The following is a 26801-nucleotide window of genomic DNA, read 5'->3' on the forward strand; positions in this document are numbered from 1 at the left end:
AGACCGCCGAGCGGGCCCGCCGCCAGGACCGCGCCCGCCGCGCGGACGCGGGCCCGTCCGCTCCCCCGGGCCGCCCGACCGTCCCGGGCGGCTCGATTGTCCGGGCGGAAGGTAGTGATGGGACCATGTCCGGGTCATGAAGAACCCAACGGAAGGCCCTCATCGGTGAGGCGGCTACTCACGGTCCTGCTGTTCGCGGGCGCCGCGCTGCTCGGCGTGGTCACCCCGGCCCAGGCCCACAACGTGCTGATCGGCAGCGACCCCAAGGACGGCGCCCAGTTCGCCACCGGCCCGGAGAAGGTCACACTCACCTTCGACCAGCCGGTGCGGCAGGGCTTCGCGCAGATCAGCGTGACCGGCCCCGACGGGAGCCGCTGGGAGGACGGCAAGTCCGCCGTCGACAGCCAGAAGGTCAGCGTCGCGGTCAGACCCCTGGGCCCGGCCGGCCAGTACGTCGTGGGTTACCGCATCCTCTCCTCCGACGGCCACCCGGTGGCCGGCAAGGTGACCTTCACCCTGACCGCCGCGGGACCGGGCACCGCCGCCCAGCCCGCCCCCGTCCCCTCGGCCGCCGCGCCGCAGGCGACCGCCTCCCAGGCCCCCGATCTGAGCGCCCAGGCCGCCGAGGCCGCGCAGAACGGCGGGGCCGGGATGGCCGTGCTGTGGATCGCCGCCGCCCTCGTCCTGCTGGGCGGGGCCACCGTCGTGGCGCTGCGCCGTACGAGGGAGCAGGGGGCCGGGCGATGACCGCGACCGTCGAGAGCGCCCCGGAGGCGGGCACGGTCAGGAGGCTGGTGGTCGGGGGGCTCGTCTCGGGGGCCGTGCTGGCCGTGCTGGCCGCGACGGCCCTCAGCGCCCAGGAGGCGGTGCCGGGGATCGCGATGCCCGGCCCGCTGGTGGAGTACGGCCTGCCGGTGCTGCGGGTGCTGCTGGACCTGGCCGCGGTGGCCGTGGTCGGGCTGAGCCTGCTGCCCAGGCTGCTCGGCTTCGACGATCCGGAGCGGACCGAGCCGGTGATGCGCCGGGCCCGGCCGCTGGCGGTGACGTTCGCGTGGGCCTGGGCGGTGCTGGCACTGGTCATCATCGTCTTCCAGACCGCCCAGCTCAACCCCGGCCTGGTGCCGACCCCGGGGATGATCGCCGAATACGTCGACAGCGTCGGCGCGGGCCAGGGGATGCTCTTCAGCGCCGCCTGCGCGCTCGCCTACGCCGGGATCGGGCTGCTGGCGGTCCGCTTCGGCGAGAAGGTCCCGGCCGAGCTGCGGATCGTGATCGCCTTCTTCGGGCTGCTGCCGATCCCGGTCACCGGCCACGCGGTCGACTCGGTCTGGCACGACCCCATCATGATCTCGATGGAGCTGCACGTGATGGGCTCGGCCGCCTGGACCGGCGGGCTGCTCATGATCGTCACGCTGGCCGCCGGGGACCGCGAGCTGCTGGCACAGGTCCTGCCGAAGTTCTCCAGGCTGGCGACCCTGGCACTGCTCCTGGTCAGCGTCTCCGGCCTGGTGAACGGCCTGGCCACGATGGCCCTCACGCAGGGGGTGGAGCTGCCCGGCGCGGTGTTCACCAGCGACTACGGGCTGCTCGTGGTGGCCAAGACCGTGTGCGTGGCGCTGCTGATCCCCTTCGCCGCTCACATCCGCTTCCGCCTGCTGCCGCGCATCGCGCAGCGGCAGGGGACGGCGGTCGTCGCGTGGGCGGCGGCGGAGATCACCGTGATGGGCCTGGCCTACGGCATCGCGGTGGCGCTGACCACGGCCTCCATGTCCTGAGACCGGAGCCGGTGACGGGTGGAGGCCCATTCGAGGCCCAGCCACAGCGCGGCGAGCAGGAGACCGCCGATCAGCATGGTCATGGGAGACACCAGGGGCGGGGTGTAGTAGGCCCCGCTCTGGAGGCGGAGCGCCTGGTCGACGAGGACGGTGACGCCGAGCGAGCCGACCAGCGCCCGCACCGCCGGGATCCGGATCAGGAACGCCAGGTCGACGGCGAGCGCCCCGGCGATCAGGAAGACCGGCACCGACGAGCGCGGGAAGTCCGCGATCGCCAGGAGCGGCCAGATCAGGGCCCGGTAGGTGAGATAGACGCCGATCACGGCGGTGGCCGAGAACATCCGGCCGATCATCGCGCGGGCGGCGACCAGGACGACCATGGCGGCGACCGCGGCGTAGAGCGGATACACCTGGTCGGGCACCGGCAGCGAGAAGTTGACCACCATCTGCCGGTCCACCGCGCGGCCCATCTGGTCGGCGGCGAACTGCAGCAGGATGGGCTCGGCCTCCGGCTGCCCCCGGTCCCAGGCGGCGATGCCGAACACGCCGTACTCCTGGTGCTGCGCCGGGAACCAGACGTTCTCGAACAGGAACACGAAGAGCCCGCCGAGCACCATCGTCCGCATCCGCCCGGGGGCCGCGCCCATGAACCAGCCGCGGATCACCCCGCAGATCATCAGGAACGTGCCGATGTAGAGCATCATGTGGGACGGGCTCCACGAGGTGATGTCGAGCCCGTTGATCCGGTGGTTGATCAGGTCCAGCGGCACCGCCACCAGGAAGATCCCGGTGCCCCAGCCGACGAGGCGCTGCGCCGTCCTGTCCACGCCGTAGCCGGTGTAGAGGTGAATGATCGTGAGCACCAGCGCGATGGCCGTGCCGACGCTGTTGAGCAGGTGCGGCGGCGCCAGGTCGTCACGGAGCCACTTGAAGTGCCAGGAGACGTCCCACGAGGCGCCCAGCACCTTGAAGGAGAAGGCCACCAGCCATCCGAGATACAGCAGCCGGAACAGCTCCTCCGGCGTCTGGCGACCGGCCTTCCCCCTGGTCCACAGGGGCAGGGCCCACTCGACGGCCGGGGTGACTCTTCGTTTGAGGCTCTCGACTGACTTCACGCGTCGAAATGATGCCTGGCCTTTACCTTGGTCCGCAATCGGGGACATCCCTGAGGCATCGTCCGAGCATCGACGTGAGCGGACCTTCATGTCTGGATAATTGTCTGATATGGGAGCTTTTGTGCGGGACGGCGGGCCGGACGACGCCCTGGATGTCATGCGCATCAGGACCGAGACCTGGAAGACCGCCTACAAGGGACTGCTTCCGCAGGACTTCCTCGACGCGCTGCGGATCGAGCCCCGCGCGGTCGAGCTGCTGCGGGGCAGGCTCGCCGTCGGCGCCGAGCACCTCGTGATCGGCGAGGCGGGCGGCGAGACCGCCGGTTTCAGCCTGTTCGGGCCCGCGCGCGGCGAGGGGCTCACCGGCGGGGAGGTCTACGCGCTCTACGCGCTCAGCGGGCACTGGTCGACCGGACTGGGCCTGGCCATGATGGAACGGTCCGTGGCGCGGCTGCGGGGCATGGGCCACGCGGAGGCGGGGCTCTGGGTGCTGGAGGGCAACGTCCGCGCCCGCGGGTTCTACGAGCGCTTCGGGTTCACCCTCTCCGGGCGGGCCCAGGACGCGGCGGGCCTGCCGTTCTCCGCCCCCGAGGTGCACTACCGGCTCTCCCTCGCCCCCGCGGGAGCCTGATGCCGCGCCGACGGCCGCCGGGCCGTCTCAGGTCTCTCTCAGCTCCCCTCAGTAAGCTCGCGGCATGAAACTTGCGGGGAGAACGACCACCTGGGTCGCGGTGGTCGCCGTGCTGGCCGTCGGCGTCGCGGCCTGGCTGCTGTGGCCGTCCGCGCCGCCGGTGCGGGCCCAGGACCACAGGATCGAGGTGCTCGACGGCCCGCGGGACGACCAGCGGGTCACCCTCGACGCGAGTTTCTTCCCGCCCGCCGGCGGCGGCAAGGCTCCGGCGGTGCTGCTCGCGCACGGCTTCGGCGGCAGCAAGCGGAGCGTCCGTGACGCGGCGGTGCGGCTGGCCCAGGAGGGCTACGCCGTGCTGACCTGGTCGGCGCGGGGCTTCGGCCGCTCCACCGGGCAGATCGCGCTCAACTCCCCCGACTACGAGGTCAAGGACGTCCGCCAGCTCGTCGACTGGGTGGCCAGGCGGCCCGAGGTCCGGCTCGACGCGGCCGGCGATCCGCGGGTGGGGATCGCCGGCGGCTCGTACGGCGGGGCCATCGCGCTGATGGCCGCCGCGCACGACGGCAGGATCGACGCGATCGTCCCGCAGGTCACCTGGTACGACCTCGCCGACGCGCTGTTCCCGGACGCCACCGGACAGGGGCCGGCCAACGGCGTGTTCAAGCGGATGTGGGCGGGGCTGTTCTTCAGCCGGGGCGGTCCGGCGCCGGAGGCCGGGCAGGCGGTGCCGGGCGGCGCCGCCCGGCCCGCCCCGGCCCTGCCGGCCGGCCCGCCGCCGACCGCGCAGGAGGTCCGGTGCGGCCGGTTCCTGCCGGAGATCTGCGACATGTACCAGCAGGTGGCCGAGAGCGGCCGGGCGACCCGGACCGCGATCGACACCCTGCGCAGGTCCAGTCCGATCTCCGTGCCCGGCAAGATCAAGATCCCGACGCTGCTGCTGCAGGGGCAGCGCGACTCGCTGTTCCCCCTGGGTCAGGCGGACGCCAACGCCAGAGCCGTCGCCGCGACGGGCGCCCCGGTCGCCGTCGCCTGGTTCGACGGCGGTCACGACGGCGGCGACGGCGAGATCGACTGGCTCCACGAGCAGACCCTCGGCTGGTTCGACCGCTATCTGAGCGAGAGCGCCGGCGCGCAGGCGGCCGGCAGCCCGTTCACCGTCACCCGCGACGGCGGCCGGGACCCGGGCACCCGCCGCCCGGTCCAGCTGCACGCCACCGCGGACGCCTATCCCGGCCTGTCCGGCAGCGGCCGGACCTCGGTGCCGCTCAGCGGTCCCGAGCAGCGGGTGGCCAACCCGCCGGGCGGGTCCCCCGCCTCGATCTCCGCCGTCCCCGGCTTCGGCGGCCTCACCGGTGGTGTCGGCAACCTGAGCGTGTCCGTCGACATGGCCGGCCAGAGCGCCGGCTTCGACTCCGCCCCGCTCACCGCCCCGCTCCAGGTGACCGGCAGCTCCACGGTGCGGGTGAAGGTGGCCTCGGAGGCCGGGGAGAGCCCCGGCGGGGGCGCCGACCAGGAGGGGCGGCAGGCCGGCCGGGGTGAGGTGACGCTGTTCGCCAAGCTCTACGACGTGGCGGGGGACGCCCAGGCGCCGCTCCTGCCCGAGGGGCTCGCCGCCCCGATCAGGATCCCGCTGTCCGAGGGCGGCACCGGGGAGGCCACGGTCACCCTGCCCGCCATCGACCACCGCTTCGACGTCGGGCACCGGCTGCGCGTCGCCTTCACCACCACCGACCTCGGCTACAGCACGCCGGCCGCCCCGGCCGTCTACAGGGTCGGCCTGGCCGAGCCGTCGGTGACCGTCCCGACGGACACCGCGCTGCGGACCCCCTCCGCCGCTCCCGCCTGGTGGACCTGGGCGCTGCCGCTGGCCTCCCTCGTCGTCGCCGCGGCCCTGCTGCTGACCGGGCGCCGGCGCGGCCGGGACGAGCACGACCCGGCCCTGGCCGCCGTCCCGCTGCGGATCAGCGGCCTGACCAAGGCGTACAGCAACGGCGAGCTGGCCGTGAACGACCTGTCCTTCACGGTCGAGCACGGTCAGGTGCTCGGCCTGCTCGGGCCCAACGGCGCGGGCAAGACCACCACCATGCGGATGTTGATGGGCCTGATCCACCCCGACGCGGGCGAGATCCGGATCTTCGGCCACCGGGTCGTCCCCGGCGCCCCGGTCCTGTCCCGGCTGGGCTCCTTCGTCGAGGGCCCCGGCTTCCTGCCGCACCTGACCGGCCGGGCCAACCTGGAGCTCTACTGGAAGGCGACGGGCCGGCCCGCCGAGGACGCCCACTTCGCCGAGGCCCTGGAGATCGCCGGGCTCGGCGGCGCGCTGGAGCGCGCCGTACGGACCTACTCCCAGGGCATGCGCCAGCGCCTGGCCATCGCCCAGGCCATGCTGGGCCTGCCCGACCTGCTGGTCCTCGACGAGCCCACCAACGGTCTCGACCCGCCCCAGATCCGGGAGATGCGCGAGGTCCTGATCGCCTACGCCGCGCGGGGCCGCACCGTCATCGTCTCCAGCCACCTGCTCGCCGAGGTGGAGCAGACCTGCAGCCACGTGGTGGTCATGCACCGCGGGCGCCTCATCACGGCCGGCCCGGTGGGTGACCTGCTGCGCAGCCGTACCACGTCCAACGGCTCGGGCACCCGCCTGGAGGACGTGTTCCTGGACCTGATCGGAGAAAACGCATGAGCGGCGCCAACGGCTCCGGTACGGCTCTCGCCGGCGGTCCGGCGGCCACCGGCTCCCCGGGGAACGGCTCGGCCGGCGGATACCTGCCCCGGCACACCCTGCCGCTCGCGGTGGAGGTGGTCCGCCAGTTCAAACGGCGCCGCACGCTGGTCATGTTCGGCCTGCTGCTCGCGCTGCCGTGGGTCCTGGTGGTCGCGTTCAAGGTCGGCGCCGACTCCGGCCAGCCGGGCAACACCTTGCGCATCTCCGACCTGGCGACCGAGGGCGGCCTGAACTTCGCCGCGTTCGCGCTGTCGGTGTCGGCGAGCTTCCTGCTGGTCGTCGCGGTGGCGCTGTTCTGCGGCGACACGGTGGCCAGCGAGGCGAGCTGGTCCTCGCTGCGCTACCTGCTGGCCGCCCCGATCCCCCGCGACCGGCTGCTGCGGCAGAAGCTGGTCGTCGCGATGGGCTACTCGGCGGCGGCGGTGGTCTGCCTGCCGCTGATGGCGTTGCTGGCCGGGACCCTCGCCTTCGGCTGGAACGACGTCCGGGTGCCGGGCACCGGCGAGACCATCGCCGCGCTGGAGGTGCTGCCCCGCTTCGGCATCGTGATCGTCTACGCCCTGATCAGCCAGTTCGTGGTGGCGGCGGTGGCCTTCCTGCTGTCGGTCGGCACCGACTCCCCGCTCGGCGCGGTGGGCGGGGCGGTCGGCCTGGTGATCGTGAGCAACATCCTGCAGGCGGTGGAGGCGCTCGGCTGGCTGCGGGAGTTCCTGCCGACGTTCTGGAACACGGCCTGGACGGCCGCCCTCACGCCGCAGCCCGACTACAGCGGAATGATCAAGGGTGTGGCGATCTCGGTCACCTACTCGGCGATCCTGGTGGCGTTCGCCTTCCGCAGGTTCCGGCGGAAGGACGTCGTTTCTTAGCGCTCGCAACCTGCACGGTGCCCTCGTCTCCCTCGCCTGCGGCCTCATCTGCTGGAGACGCCTTGCGAAAGCCCAACCGTGATCGTGCGTGAGCTGTGACTGGTGAAGGCCGAGGACGGTTGGCCGTCCGCTGTGATCCGGTAGGTTGCCGCGGGAAACGCGATTCCCGCTGGAGGGAACAGGATTTGAGCATGTCGGAAGCGGTCGAGGTCCCGCAGTCCCTGGCGGTGTCGTACGCCAGAGGTTTCGGTGAGGAAGGGAGGGCCTGGATCGCCGGACTGCCGGCCCTCGCTGCGGAATTCCTGGACCGCTGGGAGCTGGAACGGGACGGCGCAGCCGGAGCCGGGGAAGCCTCGCTGGTGCTGCCGGTGCTGCGTAGGCACGGCACGCGCGCGGTGCTCAAACTGCAGATGCCCAGAGAGGAGACCACCGCCGCACTCATCGGGCTGCGCACCTGGAACGGCGCGGGGATGGTGCGGCTGCTCGACCACGACCCCGGAAGCAGCACCATGCTCCTGGAGCGGCTGGACGCCGCCCGCACGCTGACCTCGATCGAGGACGACGACGTCGCGATGGGCATCCTCGCTGAGCTTCAGGCCCGGCTGGTCCGCGTCCCTGCGCCGCCGGGACTGCGCAGCCTCGGCGACATCGCCACCGAGATGTTGGAGCAGGTTCCCGAGGCGGTCGCGGCTCTGGCCGACCCGGCGGACCGGCAGCTCCTGCGCGGCTGGGCGTCGGCGGTGGCCGAGCTGGTCGGCGAGCCCGGAGACCGGATGCTGCACTGGGATCTGCACTACGACAATGTTCTCGCCGCCCATCGTGAGCCGTGGCTCGCCATCGATCCCGAGCCGCTCGCCGGGGACCCCGGCTTCGACCTCTGGCCCGCCCTGGACAGCAGGTGGGACGACCTCGTCACGAAGGGCGATGCTCCGCGCGTAGTGCGGCGCCGCTTCGACCTGCTCACCGAGGTCCTCGGACTGGACCGCGCACGCGCGACCGGCTGGACGCTCGGTCGGCTGCTGCAGAACTCGCTGTGGGCCATCGACGACGGCGAGACCGCTCTCGACCCGGCCTCCGTCGCGATCGCGGAGTCGCTGCTCAACCGGTGACCCTGCCCCCTTTGCGGGATGAAGATCCGCCGCCCGGTATTCATCCCGCCAAAGGCCGAATCGTCACACCTGTCAGACACGGCCGGCAGGCCTCGACAAGATCGTGTTACGAACTCTTAGCGCTTCGGCGCCATTTCACGATTCCCGCGCATTCGCACCGAGCATTTGGTCACGGACCGGCTGCCGACATAGCGACCTGAGCATCTTTCCACAGGGTTAATTATGTCCGCTTTTTACCTATATGTGTTTCTTTATCACGTTCTAGGGTAGGAAACAGCCGATCCGGAAGCGAGACGCTTCCGCCACGTTCAAAGCGGCAGACGTCAGCGCTTCCGACGTCTTCCCTTCCGTCCGGCCGACCGGTCGAGCCCGTAGACGGACGGATCCCAAGGCGGAGTGATCGATTGGGGAGTGGTGATCGTGAAATGCGGACTGCAGATGGCTCTGGCCGTCGGCGCAGGCTATCTTCTCGGCCGGAGTCACAAGCTGCGGCTGGCGCTCGCACTGGCGGCGGCCGGCGCGACCGGGCGGATGGGCGTGAGCGGAGGCGACCTGCTGCAGCAGGGGCTGAAGACGCTCGGATCCTCTCCCGAGCTGAGCAAGCTCACCGACAGCGTCCGGGGTGAACTGCTGGAAGTCGGCAAGGCCGCCGTCCGGACCGCGGCGAGCAAGCAGATCGACTCGCTGACGTCCAGGCTCCACGAGCGCGCGGAGTTCCTGCGGGGGCAGGGCGAGGCCGCCGAGGAGGAGCCCGAGGAAGAGCGGGAACCCGCCCGCGGGCGCCGGGCCGCCGGCCGCCGTCCGGCCGGCAGATCCCGCGCCGCCCGCGAGGAGCCCGAGGACGAAGAGGAAGAGTACGAAGAGGAGCCCGAGGAGGAGGAAGAAGAGGAAGAGGAGGAACCGGCCCCCGCCCGCGGACGCCGGAGCGCCGGCAGGTCTCGCAGCGAGCGCGAGGAGCCCGAGGAGGAGGAAGAAGAAGAGGAAGAGGAGCCCGAGGAGGAGCCTCCGGCCAGGCGCCGAGCCGGCGCGCGACGCACCCAGACGGCCACCCGCGAGCGGCCGGTCCGCCGGGCCCGAGGGTGAGGCCCGATGACCGAGCAACCGAAGATCGCCCGGCCTGACCAGGACACCGGGCAGGTGCTGCCCATCGAGGAGCTCACCCAGGAGCTGCGCAACCTCGCCGAGGCGCTCGGGGAGCGGATCCTGTCGTCCGCGACCGAGAAGATCGGCGGGCTGACCGAGCGGCTGACCGACTACGCGCAGGGCGGAGGCGGGGGCGGCGGAGGCGGCGCGTTGAGCCTGCTGGGCTCGGTGGTCGGATCGAAGCACCCCGTGGCCGCCGGGCTCAAGGGCGCGGTGAAGATGGCGGCCGGCGGCCTGATGAGCAAGATCACCGGGGGCGGCAAGGGGGGCAAGGGCAAGAAGCTCAAGCTCACCAACATCGTCGAGACGCTCGACGTGGGCGCCTCGCGGCGACTCGTCTACGACCAGTGGACCCAGTTCCAGGACTTCCCCAGCTTCACGAAGAAAGTCGAGGGAGTGGATCAGCAGGACGACCAGAAGACGAACTGGAAGGCGCAGGTCTTCTGGTCTCACCGGACCTGGGAGTCGACGATCGTCGAGCAGGTGCCGGACCAGCGGATCGTCTGGCGTTCCAAGGGGGCCAAGGGCTACGTCGACGGCGCCGTGAGCTTCCACGCGCTCAGTCCCGACATGACCCGGATCCTGGTCGTGTTGGAGTATCACCCGCAGGGCCTGTTCGAGCGCACCGGCAACCTCTGGCGCGCGCAGGGCCGGCGGGCCCGCCTGGAGCTCAAGCACTTCCGGCGGCACGTCATGACGCAGACCGTGCTCCACCCCGACGACGTCGAGGGCTGGCGTGGCGAGATCCGCGACAGCAAGGTCGTCAAGGACCACGAGACCGCCCTCAGGGAGGAGCGGGAGCGGGAGGAAGCGGAGGAGCGGGAGGAAGAACCCGGAGCGGGCCAGGAGGCCGGCGAGGAACAGCCTCCGGAGGAAGAGGAACAGGCACCGGAGGAGGAAGGGCCGGAAGAAGAGGGGCCCGCGGAGGAAGGCGCAGCGGAGGAAGGCGCGGAAGAAGCAGCAGAGGAAGGCGCGGAAGAAGAGGGAGAAGGCGGAGAGGGAGAGGAGGAGCCGGAGGAGGAACCGGCCCCCAGGAGACGCCCCGCCCGCCGACGCGCCGCCGCCGCTGAAGAAGCGGAGAGCGGAGAGCAAGGAGAGCAAGAGGAGCCGGAGGAAGAACCGGCCCCCAGAAGGCGCCCCGCCCGCCGACGCGCCGCCGCCGCCGAAGAAGCGGAGAGCGGAGAGCAAGGAGAGCAAGAGGAGCCGGAGGAAGAGCCGGCCCCCAGGAGACGCCCCGCCCGCCGACGCGCCGCCGCCGAGACGGAGGAGAGACCTCCTCCGCGTCCCGCCCGCCGACGGACAGGCGCCCGGAGCACATGACCCGGGAGCCGGAAGCGAGCAGCGGACCGAGGAGATAACGGATGACCATCGTGCAGCCTTCAGGAGGCGGAGGAGCCGGCCGCGGGTCCTCGTCGGGACTCGCCGACGTCATCGACACGATCCTGGACAAGGGCCTCGTGATCGACGCGTTCGTCAGGGTCTCCCTCGTCGGCATCGAGATCCTGACGATCGACGCGCGCATCGTCGTGGCCAGCGTCGACACCTACCTACGTTTCGCCGAGGCCACGAACCGGCTGGATCTCACACAGACCGGAGGGAAGGGACTACCGGAAGTCGTGCAGGACATGACGCAGGGCGTGAGCAGCTCCAAGAGCAAGGGGGTCGCCCAGGGGATGCTGGAGGCGGCCTCGGAGAAACTCCAGGACTTCCTCGGCGAGCCCGAAGAGGAACCGGCGCCTCGCCGGCGGCGACGGCGAGAGGAGGGGTGAGATGGCCGGGCCTACCGAGAAGACAGGGACCGCCGGGTCCGAGGAGGCCGCCCGGCAGGGACGGGTCGGCAATTCCTACGTCTACGGCGTCGTGCCGGCGGACGTCGAGCTGGCCCCCGAGGCCCGCGGCGTGGGCGATCCACCCCAGCCGATCAAGCTGATACGGCACGGCGAGGTCGCCGCCCTGGTGAGCGACATCGTCCTGGACCGTCCGCTGGGCAGGCCCGACGACCTGGTGGCCCATCAGCGGCTGCTGGACGACACGGCGGCCGAGGTGCCCGTGCTCCCGTTCCGGTTCGGGGCGGTGGTGACCGGCCCGGAGGCGGTCGTCGAGGAGCTGCTGGGCCCCAACCACGACGCGTTCGTCACCGCGTTGAAGGAGCTTGAGGGGCGGGCGGAGTACGTCGTCAAGGGCCGCTACGTCGAACGGGTGGTGATCGGGGAGGTCCTCGCGGAGAACCCGGAGGCCGAGCGGCTGCGTGAGGAGATCCGCGGCCGTCCGGAGGAGGCGACCTGGGACGCGCGGATCCAGCTCGGGCAGATGATCGGTGAGGCGGTCGCGGCCAAGCGCGACGCCGACACGGCCGTGCTGGTCGAGGCCGTCGCCCCGCGGTGCGTCGCCGTCGCCGTGCGCGAGCCGACCCACGAGCAGGACGCCGCGCACGTGGCCGTCCTGGTGGAGACCGGCCGGCAGGCCGAGTTCGAGGAGGTCCTGGACGGGCTGGGCGAGCGGTGGGCGGGCCGGGTCGACCTGCGCCTGCTCGGCCCGATGGCACCGTACGACTTCGTCACGACGCGGGGACAGGGGGAATGACGGATGGACCTGTTCAGCCTGACATTCGGCCTGCCCTTCGCCCCGATCCGCGCGCTCATCAAGATCGGGGAGATGCTGCAGGAACAGGCCGAACTCGAAATGCGGCACCCGGCCGCGGTCCGGCGCAGGCTGGAGGAGGTCGAGGAGGCCAGGCTCTCCGGCCAGATCTCCGAGGAGGAGGCGGCCCAGGCGACGACGGAGATCCTCGAACGGATGGTGACCCAGCCGGACCTGCCCGGCATGACCATGCCGGGCCGAGGCGGAGAGGGGGAATGATCCCGTGCCTGTCAGGCGCAGTTCCCACGACAGGCGTGCGGACGCCTCCGACGACCTCTACGACGAGGAGGACGAGCGTCTCGACGAGGACGAGGATGACGACGCCTTCGACGACGAGGACTTCGACGAGGACGAGCCGGTGGAGGAGATTCCGGACACCCGCCGGCGGCCGCGCGGTCTCACCGCGGCGACCGCCGGCCGGGCCGGGCTGCGCCACATCGCCGACCTGACCGGGAAGGCTCCCGAAGGCGTCACCTTCGTGCAGCCGCAGGAGAACGGCTGGCGGGTCGGGGTCGAGGTCGTCGAGGACCGCCGCATCCCCTCCTCCGGCGACATCCTGGCGCTCTACGAGGCCGAGATGGACCAGGAAGGCGACCTGCTCTCCTACCGCAGGACGCGCCGCTACAAGCGCGGCAGAGGCGACGACGGTTAGGCGTGACTGAGATGACCGATCCGGCACGGTCCGGCTCCGTTTTCCCCCAGTCCTACGGTGGCAGGGCGCCCGCCCGGCACGAGTCCACCAACCTGGGCGACATCCTGGAGCGGGTGCTCGACAGAGGCGTGGTGATCGTGGGAGACATCCGCGTGAACCTGCTGGACATCGAACTGCTCACGATCAAACTGCGGCTGCTGATCGCCTCGGTGGACACGGCGCGGGAGCTGGGCATCGACTGGTGGGAGGACGATCCGTGGCTCAGCTCGGACAGCCGCCGGCTGGCCGAGGAGAACCGCCGGCTCCGCAGGCGGCTCGCCGCCGCGGAGGACGGCCTCGGGGCTATCGAGGACCTGGAGGACCAGGAGGAGCTGGAAGAGCGGGAGGACCGGCGGGAGGAACTGCGGGGCGACCGGCGGGAGCGCCGCTCCGTCGGGGCCCGGCGGAGAACCTCCGAGGGGCGTCCGCGCGGGACGGAGGAGCGCGGTGGCTGACACCGGCACGTACGTCTACGCGATCGCGCCTGAGGCGGGCTCTCCCCGGCCGGGGGTCCTGACGGGTGTGGCCGGAGCGCCCGTGCGGACGGTCGGGCGCGCCTCACTCGTCGCGTACGTGAGCACCGTGCCGCTGGACCGGTTCGGGGAGGAGGCGCTGCGGCACTCCCTGGAGGACCTGGAGTGGGTCGAGGAGACGGCCCGCGCCCACCACCGCGTCGTGGAGGCGGTCGCGGCGGCCGTCCCGACGGCCCCCGTCCGGCTCGTGACCGTCTACAGCGACGAGGAGCAGGTGGGCGACCTGCTCCAGCGGCGGCACGACGACTTCGTGGCGCTGCTCTCCCAGGTGGCCGGGCGGCGGGAATGGGGGGTGAAGGGCTACGCCGAGCGGGTCGGGCCGCCGGCCCCGGCCGGCGGCGACGTCTCCGGGACGGGCAGCCCCGGCACCGCCTACCTGAGACGCCGCCAGGCGGACCTGCGTGGCAGGGAGGACACGTGGCGGCACGCGGTGGCCGAGGCCGAGCGCGTCCATGCCCGCCTCTCGGCTGTCGCCGTCGCCGACCGGCTCCACCGGCCGCAGGATCCGAGCCTGTCCGGCCGCGAGGAGTGGATGGTGCTCAACGGGGCCTATCTCGTCGACGACGACCGCGGCGACGAGTTCGCCGCCGCCCTTGAGTCCCTCCGCGGCCACGGGATCGACCTGGAGCTCACCGGCCCCTGGGCGCCCTACTCCTTCACCGTCCTCGACACCGGCACGACGGGTCCGGAAGGCACGGCCGGCCCGGGAGACACGCCATGACGCCCCGCGCCTCGCGAGGCGCCGAGCTGGCCGCCGAGGGGCGCCTGCCGTCCCAGCGCGTGGCGCTCGTCGACCTGCTCGACCGGCTGCTGGCGGGCGGCGTCGTGGTGACCGGTGACCTCGTCCTGTCCATCGCCGACATCGACCTCGTGCGCGTCTCCCTGCGCGTGCTGATCACGTCCATCCTGGAGTCCGACCCGTCCGAACGGGAGAACCGGAATGACCTCGCCCGGAAGTGAACCCGCCTCGACAGGCACCGGCCGGCCGTGGGACACGGCGCCCCCCGGCCCCGCGACGCCGTACGCGACCCGGCCCCATGGAGCGCGGCCGTACGCGGCCCGGCCGGACGCGGCCCGACCTCACGGGGCGCGGCCGGACGCGACCATGCAGGACGGGGTGCGGTCGGGACGCCGGCGCATCGAGGCCGATCCCGAGACGGTCCAGCGCGACCTGACCTGCCTGGTGCTCACCATCGTCGAGCTCGTACGCCAGCTGGTGGAGCGGCAGTGCATCCGGCGGATGGACCGGGGCGACCTGTCCGAGGAGCAGATCGAGACGGTGGGCCTGACGCTGATGCGCCTGGAAGAGGCCATGGCCGAGCTGTGCGACCACTTCGGCCTGTCCCCGTCCGACCTCAACCTCGACCTGGGCCCGCTCGGGACCCTGCTCCCCACGGACTGAGCCCGCACGGACCGGACCCCACGGACCGGGCCCCACGGGCCGCGACCTCCTGTCCGGCGGCGGCGCCTAGCCCCAGTGGGGCGGGCGGTCCTCCAGCAGCCGGGCGTCGTCGTCCGCCTCGCGCCAGTCTCCCCACCCCAGGTCGGTGTCGTCACCGGTCTGGTCGGGCAGGATGGGCGGACCGTCGTCGGAGAGGTCGACGGGGCGCAGGTCGTCAGGCTCATTCGATGTCACCCGTCCATGCTAGCCACCGTTACGGCGAGTCATTTTCTCCCTCGGAACAAGGCGCGTCGCGCCCGGTGGAAAGCTCCGCACCGTGGCCCGCAGCGCAAAGGACAGCCGAGGCTCCCGGCGGGTACGATGCGGGTTCAGTGTCAGCTACCCCCCGTGAGGCGGCCATGGCAACGCCATCTGGATGGCGGCGAGACGGCAATCTCCCCAACGAGCTAACCAGCTTCGTGGGACGCACCAGGTTACTGACCACCCTCCGGCAGCGGCTCCGCGAGCACCGCCTGGTCACCGTGACCGGCATCGGCGGGGTCGGCAAGTCCCGCACGGCGCTGCGCATCGCCCACCTGATGCGCGACCAGTTCAGAGACGGCGTGTGGTTCGCCGACCTGGCCCGGCTGCAGGACTCGGGGATGGTCCGGCACACGATCACCTCGGCGCTCGGGATCGCCGACCAGTCGTCCCGCTCGGCGGACGAGACGCTGGTCGAGTGGCTGGGCGACCGCGAGATCCTCCTGATCATCGACACGTGCGAGCACCTGGTCGACGCCTGCGCCACGCTCTTCGAGGACCTGCTGAGCAACGCCAAGGGCCTGACGATCCTGGCGACCAGCCGCCAGTCGCTGAACGCCAGGGGCGAGCACACCGTCACCATCCCGCCGCTGGCCGTCCCCGGCGACTCCCCCGGAGAAGACGTCTTCACCAACGAGGCGGTGCAGCTGTTCACCGCGCGGGCGGGCGCGGTGGTGCCCAACTTCATGCTGGACGAGCACAACATCGGGCCGGTGGCCGAGCTCTGCCGCCGCCTCGACGGCATCCCGCTCGCCATCGAGCTGGCCGCGGTCCGGATGCGGGCGCTGTCGGTGGAGCAGATCCTCGGCCTGCTGGCCGACCGCTTCAGCCTGCTCGCGGGCGCCAGCCGTACGGCGCTGCCCCGGCACCAGACGCTGCGCGCCGCGATCGGCTGGAGCCATGAGCTGTGCGAGCCCGCCGAGCGGCTCCTGTGGGCCCGGCTGTCGGTCTTCGCCGGCGACTTCGAGCTGGACGCCGCCCGCTACGTCTGCTCCGGGGAGAGCCTGCCCGCCGAGGACGTCATGGACCTCGTCGCCAGCCTGGTGGAGAAGTCCATCCTGCTGAGCGACGGCACGCCCTCGGGGCACCGCTACCGGCTGATCGACACCCTGCGCCAGTACGGCGAGGAGTGGCTGGAGAAGCTCGGCGAGACCGCCGCCGTCCGGGAGCGGCACCGCGACTACTACCTGCAGCTCGCCACGAGGAGCGAGGACGCCTGGTCCGGCCCCCGCCAGGTCTACTGGTACGTCCGGATGCGCCACGAGCACGACAACATCCGGGTGGCCCTGGACCACTGCCTGCGCAGCCCCTCCGAGGTGCAGGCGGGGCTGAAGCTGCTGTCCTCCCTGTGGTTCATGTGGGTGGCCTGCGGGCTGGCCCGCGAGGGCAGGGTCTACCTGGAGAGGACCCTGGAGCTGTCCTCCCACCCGAGCCCGGAGCGGTGCAAGGCGCTGTGGGTGCTCTCCTACATCCACAGCGCGCAGGGCAACATCGCCGGGGCCGTGGAGGCCGCCGAGAAGTGCAGCTCCGACGCCGTCCGGGTGGGCGACTCCGGGGCGGTCATCCTGGCCACGAAGATGCTCGGCACGGCCGCGTTCCTCCAGGGCGACCTGCAGAAGGCCAGCGCGCTGCTCGGGGTCGCGATCGAGTTCCACAAGAGCGGCCGGGAGCTCAACCCGGGGCTGCTCCCCTCGATCGTCGAGCTGTCGATGGTGCTGCTCATGCAGAACGACCCGGCCGAGGCCGAGGTGCTGCTGCGCGACTGCATCGCGGTCTGCACCCAGCGCGGCGAGCTGTGGCTGCGCTCCTACGCCATCTACGCCCTGGCCAGCGTCTACCAGGCGATGGGCCGGGCCCCGGAGGCCATGGCCAACGCGCGCGAAGCGCTCCGGATCAAGCGTTACTTCCACGACGTGCTCGGCATCGGCCTGGCGATCGAGGTGGTGGCCAAGCAGGCCCTGGACGACGGGCAGCCGCTGCTCGCGGCGCGGCTGATGGGCGCCGGCCAGGCGAACTGGCGCACCTTCGGGATGCCCCAACTGAACTCGCCCTTCTTCAACACCGAGCACGACCGGTGCGTCAAGGAGTGCCGGCGCGTCCTGGGCGAGCAGGCGCACGAGGCGGCGTTCGCCCAGGGCAGGAAGCTGAATCTGGAGGAGCTGATCGAGCTCGCGCTCGACGACCAGGAGCCGGGCGACCCGCTCCTCCAGACCTGATCACTGGGGGGAGATCCGCTGGGCCGCCCGCTGCCAGGCGACCGTGTAGCGGGAACTGGTCAGCGAGTAGTCGACGCTCCCGCTGATCCAGAACTCCAGGCCGCGCACGTAGGCGAGCACCGCCTCCGAGCCGAGCGCCTCCAGCGAGGGACGGACCGCCACCATGTCGGCGATGGCCCGGTTGCGCATCTCGCCGATCTCCTCCATCGCCTGCTGCCGGGAGTAGTGCCGGTGCTCGGCCAGCACGTTCACCAGGTTGTTGCGGGAGTTGCCGCCGTCACTCTCCTTGGCGTAGGAGATGAGGTCGTTGTCCCAGACGACGACGTCGTTGGCGCTCTCGGTGATCGCGCGCATCCCGGGGTGGCGCCACTCGTCGGCGGTCAGGCGGCGGCCGGTGGCGACGTCGATGAGGGCGAAGACGGTGAGCATGGCCCCGGTCCGCCGTCGCATGAAGATGTAGTCCCCCAGGGAGGGCACCACCTCGTCCTCCCGGTTGGCCGCCTCCCACACCTGGGCGAACAGGTAGTCCTTGGTGACGTTGCGCCAGCGGTCGAGCTGGTCGGCGTTGCCGTAGGCGGCGATCCTGCCCTTGATCTCCAGCAGGGATCTGGCGAACACGTCGTCCACCTGCGAGCCGACGTCCAGGTCCTCCAGGACCGCGTAGAACTGGGGCAGCGCGCGGGCGATCTGCGCGGCGCGCCTGTCCGACTCGCAGAAGGCGTCGTCGAAGGCGAACAGCCACACACACCAGTCAGTCACCAGGCGGAGCGTGCGATGGTCGGCGTAGGGGTATGTCCGAGCGGACAGCCACCCGTATTCGGCCCGCCTGTAGCGCTCCACCGTCTCGGCGTCGTCGAGCATTTCCGAGCCGATGAGCCATTCCAACGTCTCTTTGTTGACCTGCTCGACGTAGGGGTTCACTTCACTCGGGAAGGGACAGGGGAGTGGAGGGAGGCGGAGGGGCCGGTCGAACCTGTGCGTAGTAGTAGTTCCCACCCGACAAGAATGGCCGAACACTCAGTGATTTCATATATGTCTTAAAGTAACGACACGTCATGAACAACGTTTAATGCCCGAACCATTTTAGATACTCTCCGTGACCGAACATCCGGGCCGTGTCCGTCGCCGAGGGGGTCCCCTGGTCAGGGTCGGCGCCGGCCTCCAGGAGCGCGCGGATCACCTCCGACTCCTTCTTGAAGACCGCCCCGGACAGCGGCGTCTGCCCGCGGTCGTTGGCCCGTCCCGGGTCGGCGCCCAGGGCGGTCAGCGCGCGGACCGTCTCCGGGTGACCGTGGTAGGCGGCGAGCATCAGCAGCGTGTCGCCTCGGTCGTTGGACAGGTCGGCCGGGACCCCGGCCTCGACATAGGCGCGGAGCCGGTCGGTCTGCCCGGTCCTGGCCAGGTCGAACAGGCGGGTGGCGAACTCCTCGAGCTCCGGGTCAGGCTGCATGGGATCCATTGTGCCCCGGTAGGGTGCCCATTGATCGCCGCGGGTAGGCGGAATTCACCGGACGCCCCACGGGTTCATGTGAAGAGACGACCGACGAAAGGCTGGAACACGGTGTTCGACCCGACGGATCTCTACCGGCTCAGCGGAGACGTCCCTGAGCTGACCGATCCGGTGCTGCTCTACCACTTCGACGGGTTCGTGGACGCGGGGGGCGCCGGACGGCTCGCCTTCGGCCATCTGCTCGGCGAGCTGGAGCACCGGGTCGTGGCGACCTTTGACGTGGACCGCCTGCTCGACTACCGCTCCCGGCGGCCGGTCATGACCTTCGACACCGACCGGTGGGTCGGCGTGGAGAGCCCCGAGATCGCCCTCCACCTGGTCAACGACACCACGGGCACGCCGTTCCTGCTGCTCACCGGCCCCGAGCCGGACCGGGAGTGGGAGCTGTTCACCGCCGCCGTCGACACGCTGGCCACCCGGCTGAAGGTGAGCAAGCTGGTGACCACCCACGGCATCCCGATGGCCGTGCCGCACACCCGCCCGCTGGGCGTCACCGGTCACGCCAGCCGGGCCGAGCTCGTCACCGGCCAGAGCAGCGCCTTCGGCCGGGTCCAGGTGCCCGGCAGCGTGGCCGCGCTGATCGAGTTCCGGCTCGGCGCCAAGGGCCACGACGCCCTCGGCTACGCCGTGCACGTCCCGCACTACCTGGCCCAGGCGGAATACCCCGCGGCGGCGGTGACCGCCCTGGAGGCGGTGACCGGGGGCACCGGCCTGGTGTTCCCCCTGGAGAGTCTGCGCGAGGCCGCCGGCAGGACCGACAGCGAGATCGCCGAGCAGATCGAGGCCTCCGACGAGCTGTCCACCGCGATCACCGGCCTGGAGCAGCAGTACGACGCGTTCGCCGCCGGGGCCGAGCGCGAGAACCTGATGGCCGAGTCCTCCGAGATGCCCACCGGCGACGAGCTCGCCGCCCAGTTCGAGGCCTTCCTCGCCGAGCGTGACGAGCAGCGCGGTGACTGACCTCCGCGTCGGCCTCATCGGCTACGGCGTGGCCGGGGCGTTCTTCCACGCCCCGCTGATCGCCGCGACCCCGGGGCTGCGCCTGTCGGCCGTGGTGACCGGCAACCCCGAGCGGGCCGCCGAGGTGGACCGGAGATACGGCGCGCGGGCGGTGGGCGACGCCGCCGAGCTGTGGGACTCCAGTGACCTGATCGTGGTCGCCTCCCCCAACCGCACCCACGTCCCGCTGGCCGAGGCCGCGCTGAAGGCCGGCCTGCCGGTCGTGGTGGACAAGCCGCTGGCGGCGACCGCGGCGCAGGCCGAGTCCCTGGTACGGCTGGCCGGCGACCTCGGCCTGATGCTGACCGTCTTCCAGAACCGGCGCTGGGACGGCGACTTCCTGACGGTCAGGCGGCTGATCTCCTCGGGAGAGCTCGGCACGGTGAGCCGGCTGGAGTCCCGGTTCGAGCGCTGGCGTCCCACCCCCAAGGGGGGCTGGCGGGAGGTCGGCGGGGCCGAGGAGGTCGGTGGTCTCCTCTACGACCTCGGCAGCCATCTGGTGGACCAGGCCCTGCGCCTGCTCGGCCCGGTCACCGACGTCTACGCCGAGTCCGACGTCCGCCGCTCCGCGGTCACCTCCGACGACGACACCTTCATCGCCCTCACCCACGCCGGCGGCGCCCGCTCCCACCTGTGGGTCAGCGCGGTCGCGCCCCGGCTCGGCCCCCGCTTCCGGGTCCTGGGCTCGGCGGCCGGCTACCTGAAACACGGCCTGGACGTCCAGGAGGAGCGCCTGCGCGCCGGTCTCACCCCTGACTCCCCGGGTTTCGGCGAGGAGCCGCAGGAGCGGTGGGGCACCCTGGGCACCGACGACACCCACCGCCCCGTCCGCACCGAGCCGGGCGCCTATCTCGACTTCTACAAGGGGGTGGCGGCGAGCCTGCGCGAGGGCGCCCCGCCGCCGGTCGACCCGGGCGAGGTGGTCGAGGCCCTCACCGTCCTGGAGGCCGCCCGCCGGTCGGCCGCCGAGCGCCGGGTGATCGCCGTCTGACGGCAGCGGGTCACGGACGGCCGCCCCGGCGGGCGGGCGGGAGACCGGGATCCCCCGCCGGCGGCGTCAGTCGCGCAGGCGGGAGCGGAGCGCCTGGGAGTCCGCCTCGGTCCAGCCGTGGGAGGCGAGCCACGGCAGGGGTCCGCCGAAGCGGTCGTCGATGACCTGGAGGAACTGCTCGATGTATTCCGGCCGCGGCCGGTGGTCGTCGGCCGGACGGGAGTCGAGGTCGTCGCGGTAGGTGGCGCTGGAGCGCAGGCGGGCCAGGATGCTCTCCAGACGCTCGCCGGTGGCGGTGTAGTCGGCGACGATCGCCTCCCGGGTGGCGCCGGCGACCTCCAGGGCCAGGGCGCAGACGACGCCGGTGCGGTCCTTGCCCGCCGCGCAGTGCACGACGGCGGCGCCGTCGCCGCCGGCCATGGCGCGCAGGGCGGCCAGCACCGAGTCCGGACGGTCACGCAGGTAGGCGTAGTAGAAGCCGGTCACCCTGAGCTCGGCGAGATCCTCCTCGACCCGCTCCTGCCAGGGCAGCACCCTGTCGGCGTCGATCGTGTCGGCCTCGACGTCGGTGTGCCTGCCGCCCTCGGCGAACAGCGTGTGGTGGTGGATGCTCACCTCCGGCACGGCCGTGAGCGGCCCGGGGCCCTCCAGGGACACCTCGGCGCCGGAGCGCAGGTCGATGACGTGGCGGAGCTTGAGCTCACCGACGAGCAGCTGGATGTCGCGTCCGGTCAGCCCCTGCAGGTTGTCCGACCGGAACACGCGGCCGAAGCGCGTGGTCCCGCCGTCCACCGTCGCGAGCCCGCCGAGGTCGCGCACGTTGACGGCACCTTCAAGATCAATCCATCGCGTGAAGTCATTCATCAACGATGAGCCTATACGCCAGGGTATGTCCGCACAGTTAACGCCCGGTGCTCATTGCCGCAACGGCGCCGCCCCGCCGAGGGCGGCCCGGCTCACTCTCCGGCGCGGCGCAGGAGTTCGAGGGTGCGGCCCATCCCGGCCTGGTTGCCCAGGCTCCGGTAGATGTCCTGGGCGTGCCTGAGCGGGGAGAGCGCCGCATCGCGATCGCCCGCCTCCAGACGCGCCTCGCCGAGGTAACGCAGGCTCCTGGCCATCCACCAGCGGTCGCCCAGCTCCTCGAACGCGTGCACGGCCCGCTCCAGGGACGCCTGCGCCTCGGGGGCGCGGCCCAGCCGGCCGTGGGCGCGTCCGGCCGACAGCTCGGCCCTGGCCACGCCCCAGGAGTCGCCGAGGGCGCTCAGCATCTCCGTGGCCCGCCGTACGTAGGTCAGCTCGCGGAGCCCGTCGGCCGGGTTGCCGACCTCGCCGGCCGCGCGCAGGCACCTGGCCTCCTCCCAGAGCTCGCCTCTGAGCCGGAAGGTCTCCGCCGCCCGGTCGAGGCTGAACCCGGCCCGGATGAAGTCCTCCTCGGCGGCCCTCGTCTCCCCCTTGGCGTGCAACGCCCGCGCGGTCGCGCCGAGCACCTCGCCGTAGGCGCGCAGCGTCTGCGCCTCGGAGTAGCGGTTGCGGTCGTGCTTGAACACCTGCAGGGCCTCCTCCAGCAGCTCCTTGGCCTGCTCGGGCCGGCGCTGGGCGAGCCGGAGCTCGGCCAGGTTGCGCTGGGTCCGGGCCGTCCACCAGCGGTCGTCCTCTCCCTTGAAGGCGGTGATCGCCTCGATGAGGTAGTCCTGGCCCAGGTCGAGGTTGCCGTCGCTGAACAGCGACATGCCGACCGAGCGCATCGCCCGCGCGGCCCACCAGGACTCCCCCAGCCCGGTGAAGAGCTCCAGCGCCCGCTCGGCGTCCGCCCTGGCGACCTGGTGGCTGCCCTGCCCGCCGGTCACCGCCGCCCGGTCCAGCAGCGCGATGCCCAGGGCCCGCCGGTCGTCCATGTGGACCGCCGCCTCGCAGACGATCTCGGCGACCGCCCGCCAGTCGGACCAGTAGGCCCGCAGGGAGTGGCACAGCGAGCAGAAGGCCCGGCCCAGCCCCCAGGCCAGCTCCCACATCTCCAGGCCGCGGGCCTGGTTGATCATGGCGACCAGGGTCAGCCGCTCGGCGTTGAGCCAGTCGGCCGCCGACGCCTGGGCGAGCGTCGTGGACGCCGGGTCGGCGTTCCTGCCGCTGCGGCCCCAGTCCTGCGGCCAGCGGGCCATGGCGGCGGTCTCGGCACGGCGGCGGTAGCCGGACAGGACCCGCTCGATGGCCGCCCGGCGGTGGCCGTCGTCGTCGCCGGAGCCGGAGTAGGCCAGCTCGCGGGCGAAGATCCGGACCAGGTCGTGCAGCCGGTAGCGCATCACACCGGAGAAGTCGATGCCGGAGCACTCGGCGAGCTGGGTGTCGACCAGGGCCTCCAGCTGGTCGGCGCCCTCCAGCTCGGAGGCGGCCAGCAGCTCCCCCGCCACCCAGCCGGGCACGTCGGGGGCGGTGAGCAGGCTGAGCAGGCGCAGCAGGCGGCGCTGGAGGCCGGTGCAGTCGTCGTAGCTGAGCTGGAGCGAGGCGCGCACGCTCTTGTCCAGCCTGCGGGCGAGTTCGAGCTGGTCCAGGCGGCGGCGTTCGTCCCTCAGCCGGTCGGCGAGGCCGCGCAGGGTCCAGTTCTCCCGGGTCGCCAGGCGCCCGCCGCAGATGCCGATGGCCAGCGGCAGGTGGTCGCACATGCGGACGATCTCCTGGGCCGACTCCAGGTCGGCGGCGACCCGGTCGTCCCCGGCCAGCCGGGCCAGCAGCTCCACGCCCTGCGCCTCGCTGAACACCGACAGCTGCTTGTCGTAGGTGTTGAGCAGGAACAGCGGCTGCCGCGAGGTGATCATCACGGCGCACCCCGGCTCGGCCGGGATCAGGTCCTTGACCTGGTCCCCGTCCTGGGCGTTGTCCAGGCCGATCAGGATGCGCCTGCCCTTGGTCCAGGTCAGCCAGAGCTTGCGCAGCTCGGTCAGGCCGCCGGGGTCGGTGGTGAGCCGCACCCCCAGCGCCCGCAGGAAGCCGATCAGCACCTCCTCGGGCTGGACCGGCGCCTCCACCGCGCCGCGCAGGTCGGCGTAGAGGCGCCCGTCGGGGAACCGGTCGGCGACCTCGTGCCCGAACCTGGCGGTGAGCGCGGACTTGCCCACCCCGCCCCTGCCGTACACCGAGACGACCAGCGGCGAGGTGTTCTCGCCGGGGCCGCGGGAGCGGCGGCGCTCGGCGAACACCTGGCGCAGCTCGGCCAGCGATTCGGTGCGCCCGGTGAAGTGCGTGGAGACCGGTGGCCACTGGTCGGGCGGGCGCCAGGAGGGGCCGTGCCCCGGGGCGGGCTCCTGCTGCTCCCGCTCCCGCGCCCCGGTGGTCGCCCAGGTGAGCAGGCCGACCAGGAGGGCGGTACACACGGTGATGCCGACCTTGACCTGGGTGGGCAGGTCCCAGATGTCGAGCGACGTGGCCAGGATGCTGGCGACCGCGGCGGCGATTCCGGCGGCGGCGGGGGCCGCCAGCGGGATCGATCGCCTCCGCGGTCTCGGATCACGATGATCAGGCACGTTCGACGGCCTGGGCATCCACACCCCCCGGAGAGAACCGCGACACGTCCGCGGCCCCCGCCCCGGCCGACGTGTCGTCCAAGATTGATTGAACCAGATTCCCGGCGGCCGGCGGCGTCCCGAAGTGACACGGATCAGTCGAGAACGTGACATTACCGCGAATTTCCGGAGCGGAGCGCGCCGGTCCCGGCCATGCGGAGGGCCGGCGGGCGTGCCCCCGACCCCGCCCCGGCGCGCCGCCGGAGGTCCGGCCGGAGCCTCCGGTGACGGGGTACGGCACGCACCTCCGCGACCGCGGTACGGCGCGCGCCCCCGGAGCCGCCGGTGACGGGGCGCGGCGGGCCCGCCGTACCCCGTCACCGTCCGTCCGCGGGTCTCCTCCGGCCTCCGCCGGGACCCGCTACAGGCCGATCACGTGACAGGTGGCCTTGGCGGTCCTGGACGGGTCGCTCTCGGAGGTGGCGGTCAGCGTGACCTTGGCCAGACGGCTGCCGCCGGAGGCCCGCTGGGCGTTGACGGCCACCAGCGTCCGCCCGCCGAAGTCCGCGGTCGCCAGCTGGTTGGGCAGCGAGGCCGTCCAGCCCCTGCCCTCGACGGTGGCCGAGAGCCGGTAGACGTCGCCGTTGAGGTAGGCGCTCACGTCCTCGGGGTGCTGCCCCTGGGCGGGGGCGGCCTTGCCGGTGTTGAACAGCGGGAAGCGGCAGGAGGACAGGCCCTTGCCGTCGGGGACCCCGGCGGCGGGCAGCAGCTTCAGGCCGCGCCGCTGCGGCCCGGCGCCGTCCAGGGAGCGGACGGCCACCGTGTAGGACAGGACGCCCCCGCGGTCGCGCTGCACGTCGAGGACGTAGAAGTGGAGCCTGTTGGCCTCGTCGACGTACTCGAACTCGGAGCCGGAGTCGGTGCCGGCGTGGAACAGGGCGTCCGAGAGCTGGCGGTAGTCGCCGATCGTGATGGGCACGGCGGTGCCGTCGGGCAGGACGTAGTCGGTCATCCCGATGTCCTGCGGGTTGGCGTCGACGACCCACTCGAACGGCGCGCGGTCCTCGTTCTTGGTCTTGGCCAGCAGCACGCCGGAGTCGGGCGTGAAGGAGTCGGCGCCCATCCGGTCGACGACCTCGACGGTGTAGTTGTTGTAGCCGCCGCCGTCGCAGAACGGGTCCTTGGCGGTGTCGCAGGCCGGGCTGCGGTCACCGTCGCCGAAGGCGATGTTGACCCCGGACAGGCCGGTCGGTCCCGGCTGGACCACCCGGGCGGTGACCTTGGCCACGACGAGACCGGACTCGGCCAGCGCCTCGCGGGACAGGCGCAGCACGTTCCGCTCGTCCACCATCTCAAGCTTGATCTTGTTGCGGAGCATGTGCTGGGCGCCCATGGAGCCGCCTCCGGTGGGCGGGATCATCCAGCGGCTGTGCGGGCCGCCGGGCCCGTTGAAGCTGCCCCGGCTGAGCATCTCCCAGATGCCGGTGTAGGCCCGCCTGGGCGGCACCCCGAACGGGTTGTTGTAGTTGTCGCCGATGCCGAGGATGTGGCTGAGCTCGTGGGCGTAGACGCCCTGCCCGGAGCTCTCGGCCTGGGTGGAGGATCCGCCTCCGGCGTTGGGCCAGATGGCCGAGGCCGAGGCCCAGGAGGTCCACTCCACGTACCGGGTCCTGGCCCAGTTGGGCAGGGCGGGGTCGGGCGGGCCGAAGTCGTCGGTCACCGCCTCCTTGGCCGGGAACTTGATCGGCCCGAACTCCTGCCAGGTGGCCGACTCGTCCTGACCGGCGCTCAGGAAGAAGACGAAGTCGAACCCGGCGGGGACCTCCGTCCCCTCGGCGGCCACCCAGGCGGCCCGCCCGTCGGTCCTGATGTTCTTGTTGCAGCTGTCGCCCGCCGGGCAGCCGGTGCCCGCCTGGAACTCCATGGCGTACTCGTGGGACTTGCCCGGCATCTGGTAGGGGCCGAAGGCGGTCAGGTCGACGCCGTAGCGGCCGCCGGAGTCCTCCATCCAGTACTCGTGGATGGTGTGGCCGCGGTTGAGCTGGTTGGGGGTGTTGAGGAAGTCCTTGTAGAACTGGGCGACCTTCTCACGCGGCACGTCGTGGGCCTCGGCGCTGGGGTTCTTGAAGACCGTCGACCCCTGGGGCTGGGTGACCACGAACGGCTGGTTGGGATAGTCGAGCAGGACCAGCGCGCCGCGGAAGGTGCGCTTGGAGCCCTTGACCGCGGGGTCGGCCCAGTCGGTGCCCGGCGATTTCCGGTAGTCGGCCCACGTCATGTGGTCCGGGTTCTTCCAGTTCTGCGGGTCGATCGGGGCCGGGCCGCCGGGCTTGCCGCGGAGCGTGGCCGTGGGTTCGTCCCGCTGCCAGGGCTGGGTCTGGGGCCAGTGGTCCAGACGCCAGGGGTGCTCGGGCGCGGGAGAGGGGTCGGCGGAGGCGGGGGCGGAGGCGAGCCCGACGGGGATCAGCACCACCGCCGCGATGAGAGCTTTCAGCAACCTGGGGGGTCGAGTCACGCCAAATGACGCTATAGATCGCTTTATCAACGATCAATCGTCTTATGTAGGAATGTCGTCTGTCAGGTGTAGGAAAACGGCCCGCGACGCACCCCTCCGGTGCGACATTTGAGATCAGCAGGCCGATGCCCTTACCCTCCCTA

The 26801-nt window shown here is 72.0% G+C and carries 26 protein-coding genes; 19 read left to right on the top strand and 7 right to left on the bottom strand.

Annotation, left to right across the window (positions count from 1 at the left end):
* The first annotated feature begins 165 nt into the window (after positions 1-165).
* Positions 166-747, top strand: a complete 582-nt coding sequence (locus tag ACWDS7_RS00640) for a copper resistance CopC family protein (protein WP_306867362.1) — start codon at positions 166-168, stop codon at positions 745-747.
* Complete coding sequence (locus ACWDS7_RS00645; protein WP_451927476.1) at positions 744-1775, top strand: copper resistance D family protein; 1032 nt, start codon at positions 744-746, stop codon at positions 1773-1775. Before ACWDS7_RS00640 ends, ACWDS7_RS00645 begins: the two co-directional genes overlap by 4 nt.
* On the opposite strand, the gene ACWDS7_RS00650 is transcribed toward ACWDS7_RS00645, so the two are convergent.
* On the bottom strand, positions 1733-2890 hold the full coding sequence (locus ACWDS7_RS00650) for a hypothetical protein (RefSeq protein WP_306867357.1): 1158 nt from the start codon (positions 2888-2890) through the stop codon (positions 1733-1735). The genes ACWDS7_RS00645 and ACWDS7_RS00650 overlap by 43 nt on opposite strands.
* 109 nt (positions 2891-2999) lie before the next feature.
* Between ACWDS7_RS00650 and ACWDS7_RS00655 the strand changes: the two genes are divergently transcribed.
* The 14 genes from ACWDS7_RS00655 (at position 3000) to ACWDS7_RS00720 (ending at position 14630) form a co-directional block, all read left to right on the top strand.
* The gene (locus ACWDS7_RS00655) at positions 3000-3521 is read left to right on the top strand and encodes an N-acetyltransferase family protein (RefSeq protein WP_451927477.1); all 522 of its coding nucleotides are present in this window, start codon (positions 3000-3002) and stop codon (positions 3519-3521) included.
* Between the two features lie 64 nt (positions 3522-3585).
* A complete protein-coding gene (locus ACWDS7_RS00660; RefSeq protein WP_451927478.1) occupies positions 3586-6204 on the top strand; it encodes a CocE/NonD family hydrolase in 2619 nt (872 codons plus the stop codon).
* Positions 6201-7112, top strand: a complete 912-nt coding sequence (locus ACWDS7_RS00665; protein ID WP_451927479.1) for an ABC transporter permease — start codon at positions 6201-6203, stop codon at positions 7110-7112. The genes ACWDS7_RS00660 and ACWDS7_RS00665 overlap by 4 nt, the downstream gene beginning before the upstream one ends.
* Positions 7113-7297: 185 nt before the next feature.
* Positions 7298-8221 carry an aminoglycoside phosphotransferase family protein gene (locus ACWDS7_RS00670; RefSeq protein ID WP_451927480.1) on the top strand — a complete coding sequence of 308 codons (924 nt, stop codon included), beginning with the start codon at positions 7298-7300 and terminating at the stop codon, positions 8219-8221.
* A 420-nt stretch (positions 8222-8641) separates the two neighbouring features.
* Positions 8642-9304: a hypothetical protein gene (locus tag ACWDS7_RS00675; RefSeq protein WP_451927481.1), complete on the top strand. Its 663-nt coding sequence runs from the start codon at positions 8642-8644 to the stop codon at positions 9302-9304.
* Between the two features lie 6 nt (positions 9305-9310).
* Positions 9311-10684, top strand: a complete 1374-nt coding sequence (locus ACWDS7_RS00680) for an SRPBCC family protein (protein ID WP_451927482.1) — start codon at positions 9311-9313, stop codon at positions 10682-10684.
* A gap of 41 nt (positions 10685-10725) precedes the next feature.
* The gene (gene gvpJ, locus ACWDS7_RS00685; protein WP_306867340.1) at positions 10726-11133 is read left to right on the top strand and encodes a gas vesicle protein GvpJ; all 408 of its coding nucleotides are present in this window, start codon (positions 10726-10728) and stop codon (positions 11131-11133) included.
* A 1-nt stretch (position 11134) separates the two neighbouring features.
* Complete coding sequence (locus tag ACWDS7_RS00690; RefSeq protein ID WP_451927483.1) at positions 11135-11947, top strand: GvpL/GvpF family gas vesicle protein; 813 nt, start codon at positions 11135-11137, stop codon at positions 11945-11947.
* Between the two features lie 3 nt (positions 11948-11950).
* Positions 11951-12223, top strand: a complete 273-nt coding sequence (locus ACWDS7_RS00695; protein WP_451927484.1) for a gas vesicle protein GvpG — start codon at positions 11951-11953, stop codon at positions 12221-12223.
* A 4-nt stretch (positions 12224-12227) separates the two neighbouring features.
* A complete protein-coding gene (gene gvpO / locus ACWDS7_RS00700; protein ID WP_451927485.1) occupies positions 12228-12656 on the top strand; it encodes a gas vesicle protein GvpO in 429 nt (142 codons plus the stop codon).
* Between the two features lie 11 nt (positions 12657-12667).
* Positions 12668-13150, top strand: coding sequence for a gas vesicle protein (locus ACWDS7_RS00705; RefSeq protein ID WP_451927486.1), 483 nt, complete (start codon positions 12668-12670; stop codon positions 13148-13150).
* On the top strand, positions 13143-13949 hold the full coding sequence (locus ACWDS7_RS00710) for a GvpL/GvpF family gas vesicle protein (protein WP_451927487.1): 807 nt from the start codon (positions 13143-13145) through the stop codon (positions 13947-13949). Before ACWDS7_RS00705 ends, ACWDS7_RS00710 begins: the two co-directional genes overlap by 8 nt.
* Positions 13946-14188, top strand: coding sequence for a gas vesicle protein (locus ACWDS7_RS00715; protein WP_306867325.1), 243 nt, complete (start codon positions 13946-13948; stop codon positions 14186-14188). The genes ACWDS7_RS00710 and ACWDS7_RS00715 overlap by 4 nt, the downstream gene beginning before the upstream one ends.
* Positions 14189-14333: 145 nt before the next feature.
* The gene (locus ACWDS7_RS00720; RefSeq protein WP_451927488.1) at positions 14334-14630 is read left to right on the top strand and encodes a gas vesicle protein K; all 297 of its coding nucleotides are present in this window, start codon (positions 14334-14336) and stop codon (positions 14628-14630) included.
* A 66-nt stretch (positions 14631-14696) separates the two neighbouring features.
* On the opposite strand, the gene ACWDS7_RS00725 is transcribed toward ACWDS7_RS00720, so the two are convergent.
* Positions 14697-14864, bottom strand: a complete 168-nt coding sequence (locus ACWDS7_RS00725) for a hypothetical protein (RefSeq protein ID WP_306867319.1) — start codon at positions 14862-14864, stop codon at positions 14697-14699.
* Between the two features lie 224 nt (positions 14865-15088).
* On the opposite strand from ACWDS7_RS00725, the gene ACWDS7_RS00730 reads away from it, so the two are divergent.
* Positions 15089-17146, top strand: a complete 2058-nt coding sequence (locus ACWDS7_RS00730) for an ATP-binding protein (RefSeq protein ID WP_451927489.1) — start codon at positions 15089-15091, stop codon at positions 17144-17146.
* Here ACWDS7_RS00730 and ACWDS7_RS00735 read toward each other — a convergent pair whose 3' ends face one another.
* Both ACWDS7_RS00735 and ACWDS7_RS00740 read right to left on the bottom strand, forming a co-directional pair.
* A complete protein-coding gene (locus ACWDS7_RS00735; RefSeq protein WP_451927490.1) occupies positions 17147-18067 on the bottom strand; it encodes a 4-epi-cubebol synthase in 921 nt (306 codons plus the stop codon).
* A gap of 145 nt (positions 18068-18212) precedes the next feature.
* Positions 18213-18605 (bottom strand): ankyrin repeat domain-containing protein, encoded by a 393-nt coding sequence (locus ACWDS7_RS00740; RefSeq protein ID WP_306867309.1) that lies wholly within the window; start codon positions 18603-18605, stop codon positions 18213-18215.
* A 102-nt stretch (positions 18606-18707) separates the two neighbouring features.
* Here ACWDS7_RS00740 and ACWDS7_RS00745 point away from each other — a divergent pair, with 102 nt between their 5' ends.
* Both ACWDS7_RS00745 and ACWDS7_RS00750 read left to right on the top strand, forming a co-directional pair.
* On the top strand, positions 18708-19616 hold the full coding sequence (locus ACWDS7_RS00745) for a proteasome assembly chaperone family protein (RefSeq protein WP_306867306.1): 909 nt from the start codon (positions 18708-18710) through the stop codon (positions 19614-19616).
* Positions 19609-20646 carry a Gfo/Idh/MocA family protein gene (locus tag ACWDS7_RS00750; RefSeq protein ID WP_451927491.1) on the top strand — a complete coding sequence of 346 codons (1038 nt, stop codon included), beginning with the start codon at positions 19609-19611 and terminating at the stop codon, positions 20644-20646. Before ACWDS7_RS00745 ends, ACWDS7_RS00750 begins: the two co-directional genes overlap by 8 nt.
* Before the next feature lie 66 nt (positions 20647-20712).
* Here the strand turns inward: ACWDS7_RS00750 and ACWDS7_RS00755 are convergent, their stop codons facing one another.
* The 3 genes from ACWDS7_RS00755 to ACWDS7_RS00765 all read right to left on the bottom strand — a co-directional run bounded on the left by ACWDS7_RS00755 (position 20713) and on the right by ACWDS7_RS00765 (position 26658).
* Entirely contained in the window at positions 20713-21510 is a 798-nt protein-coding gene (locus ACWDS7_RS00755) for a tyrosine-protein phosphatase (protein WP_306867299.1), read from the bottom strand.
* Positions 21511-21602: 92 nt separating this feature from the next.
* Entirely contained in the window at positions 21603-24164 is a 2562-nt protein-coding gene (locus ACWDS7_RS00760) for a tetratricopeptide repeat protein (protein WP_451927492.1), read from the bottom strand.
* Between the two features lie 400 nt (positions 24165-24564).
* A complete protein-coding gene (locus ACWDS7_RS00765) occupies positions 24565-26658 on the bottom strand; it encodes a M6 family metalloprotease domain-containing protein (protein WP_451927493.1) in 2094 nt (697 codons plus the stop codon).
* Positions 26659-26801 lie beyond the last annotated feature (143 nt).

The organism is Streptosporangium sp. NPDC003464 (assembly GCF_053588315.1).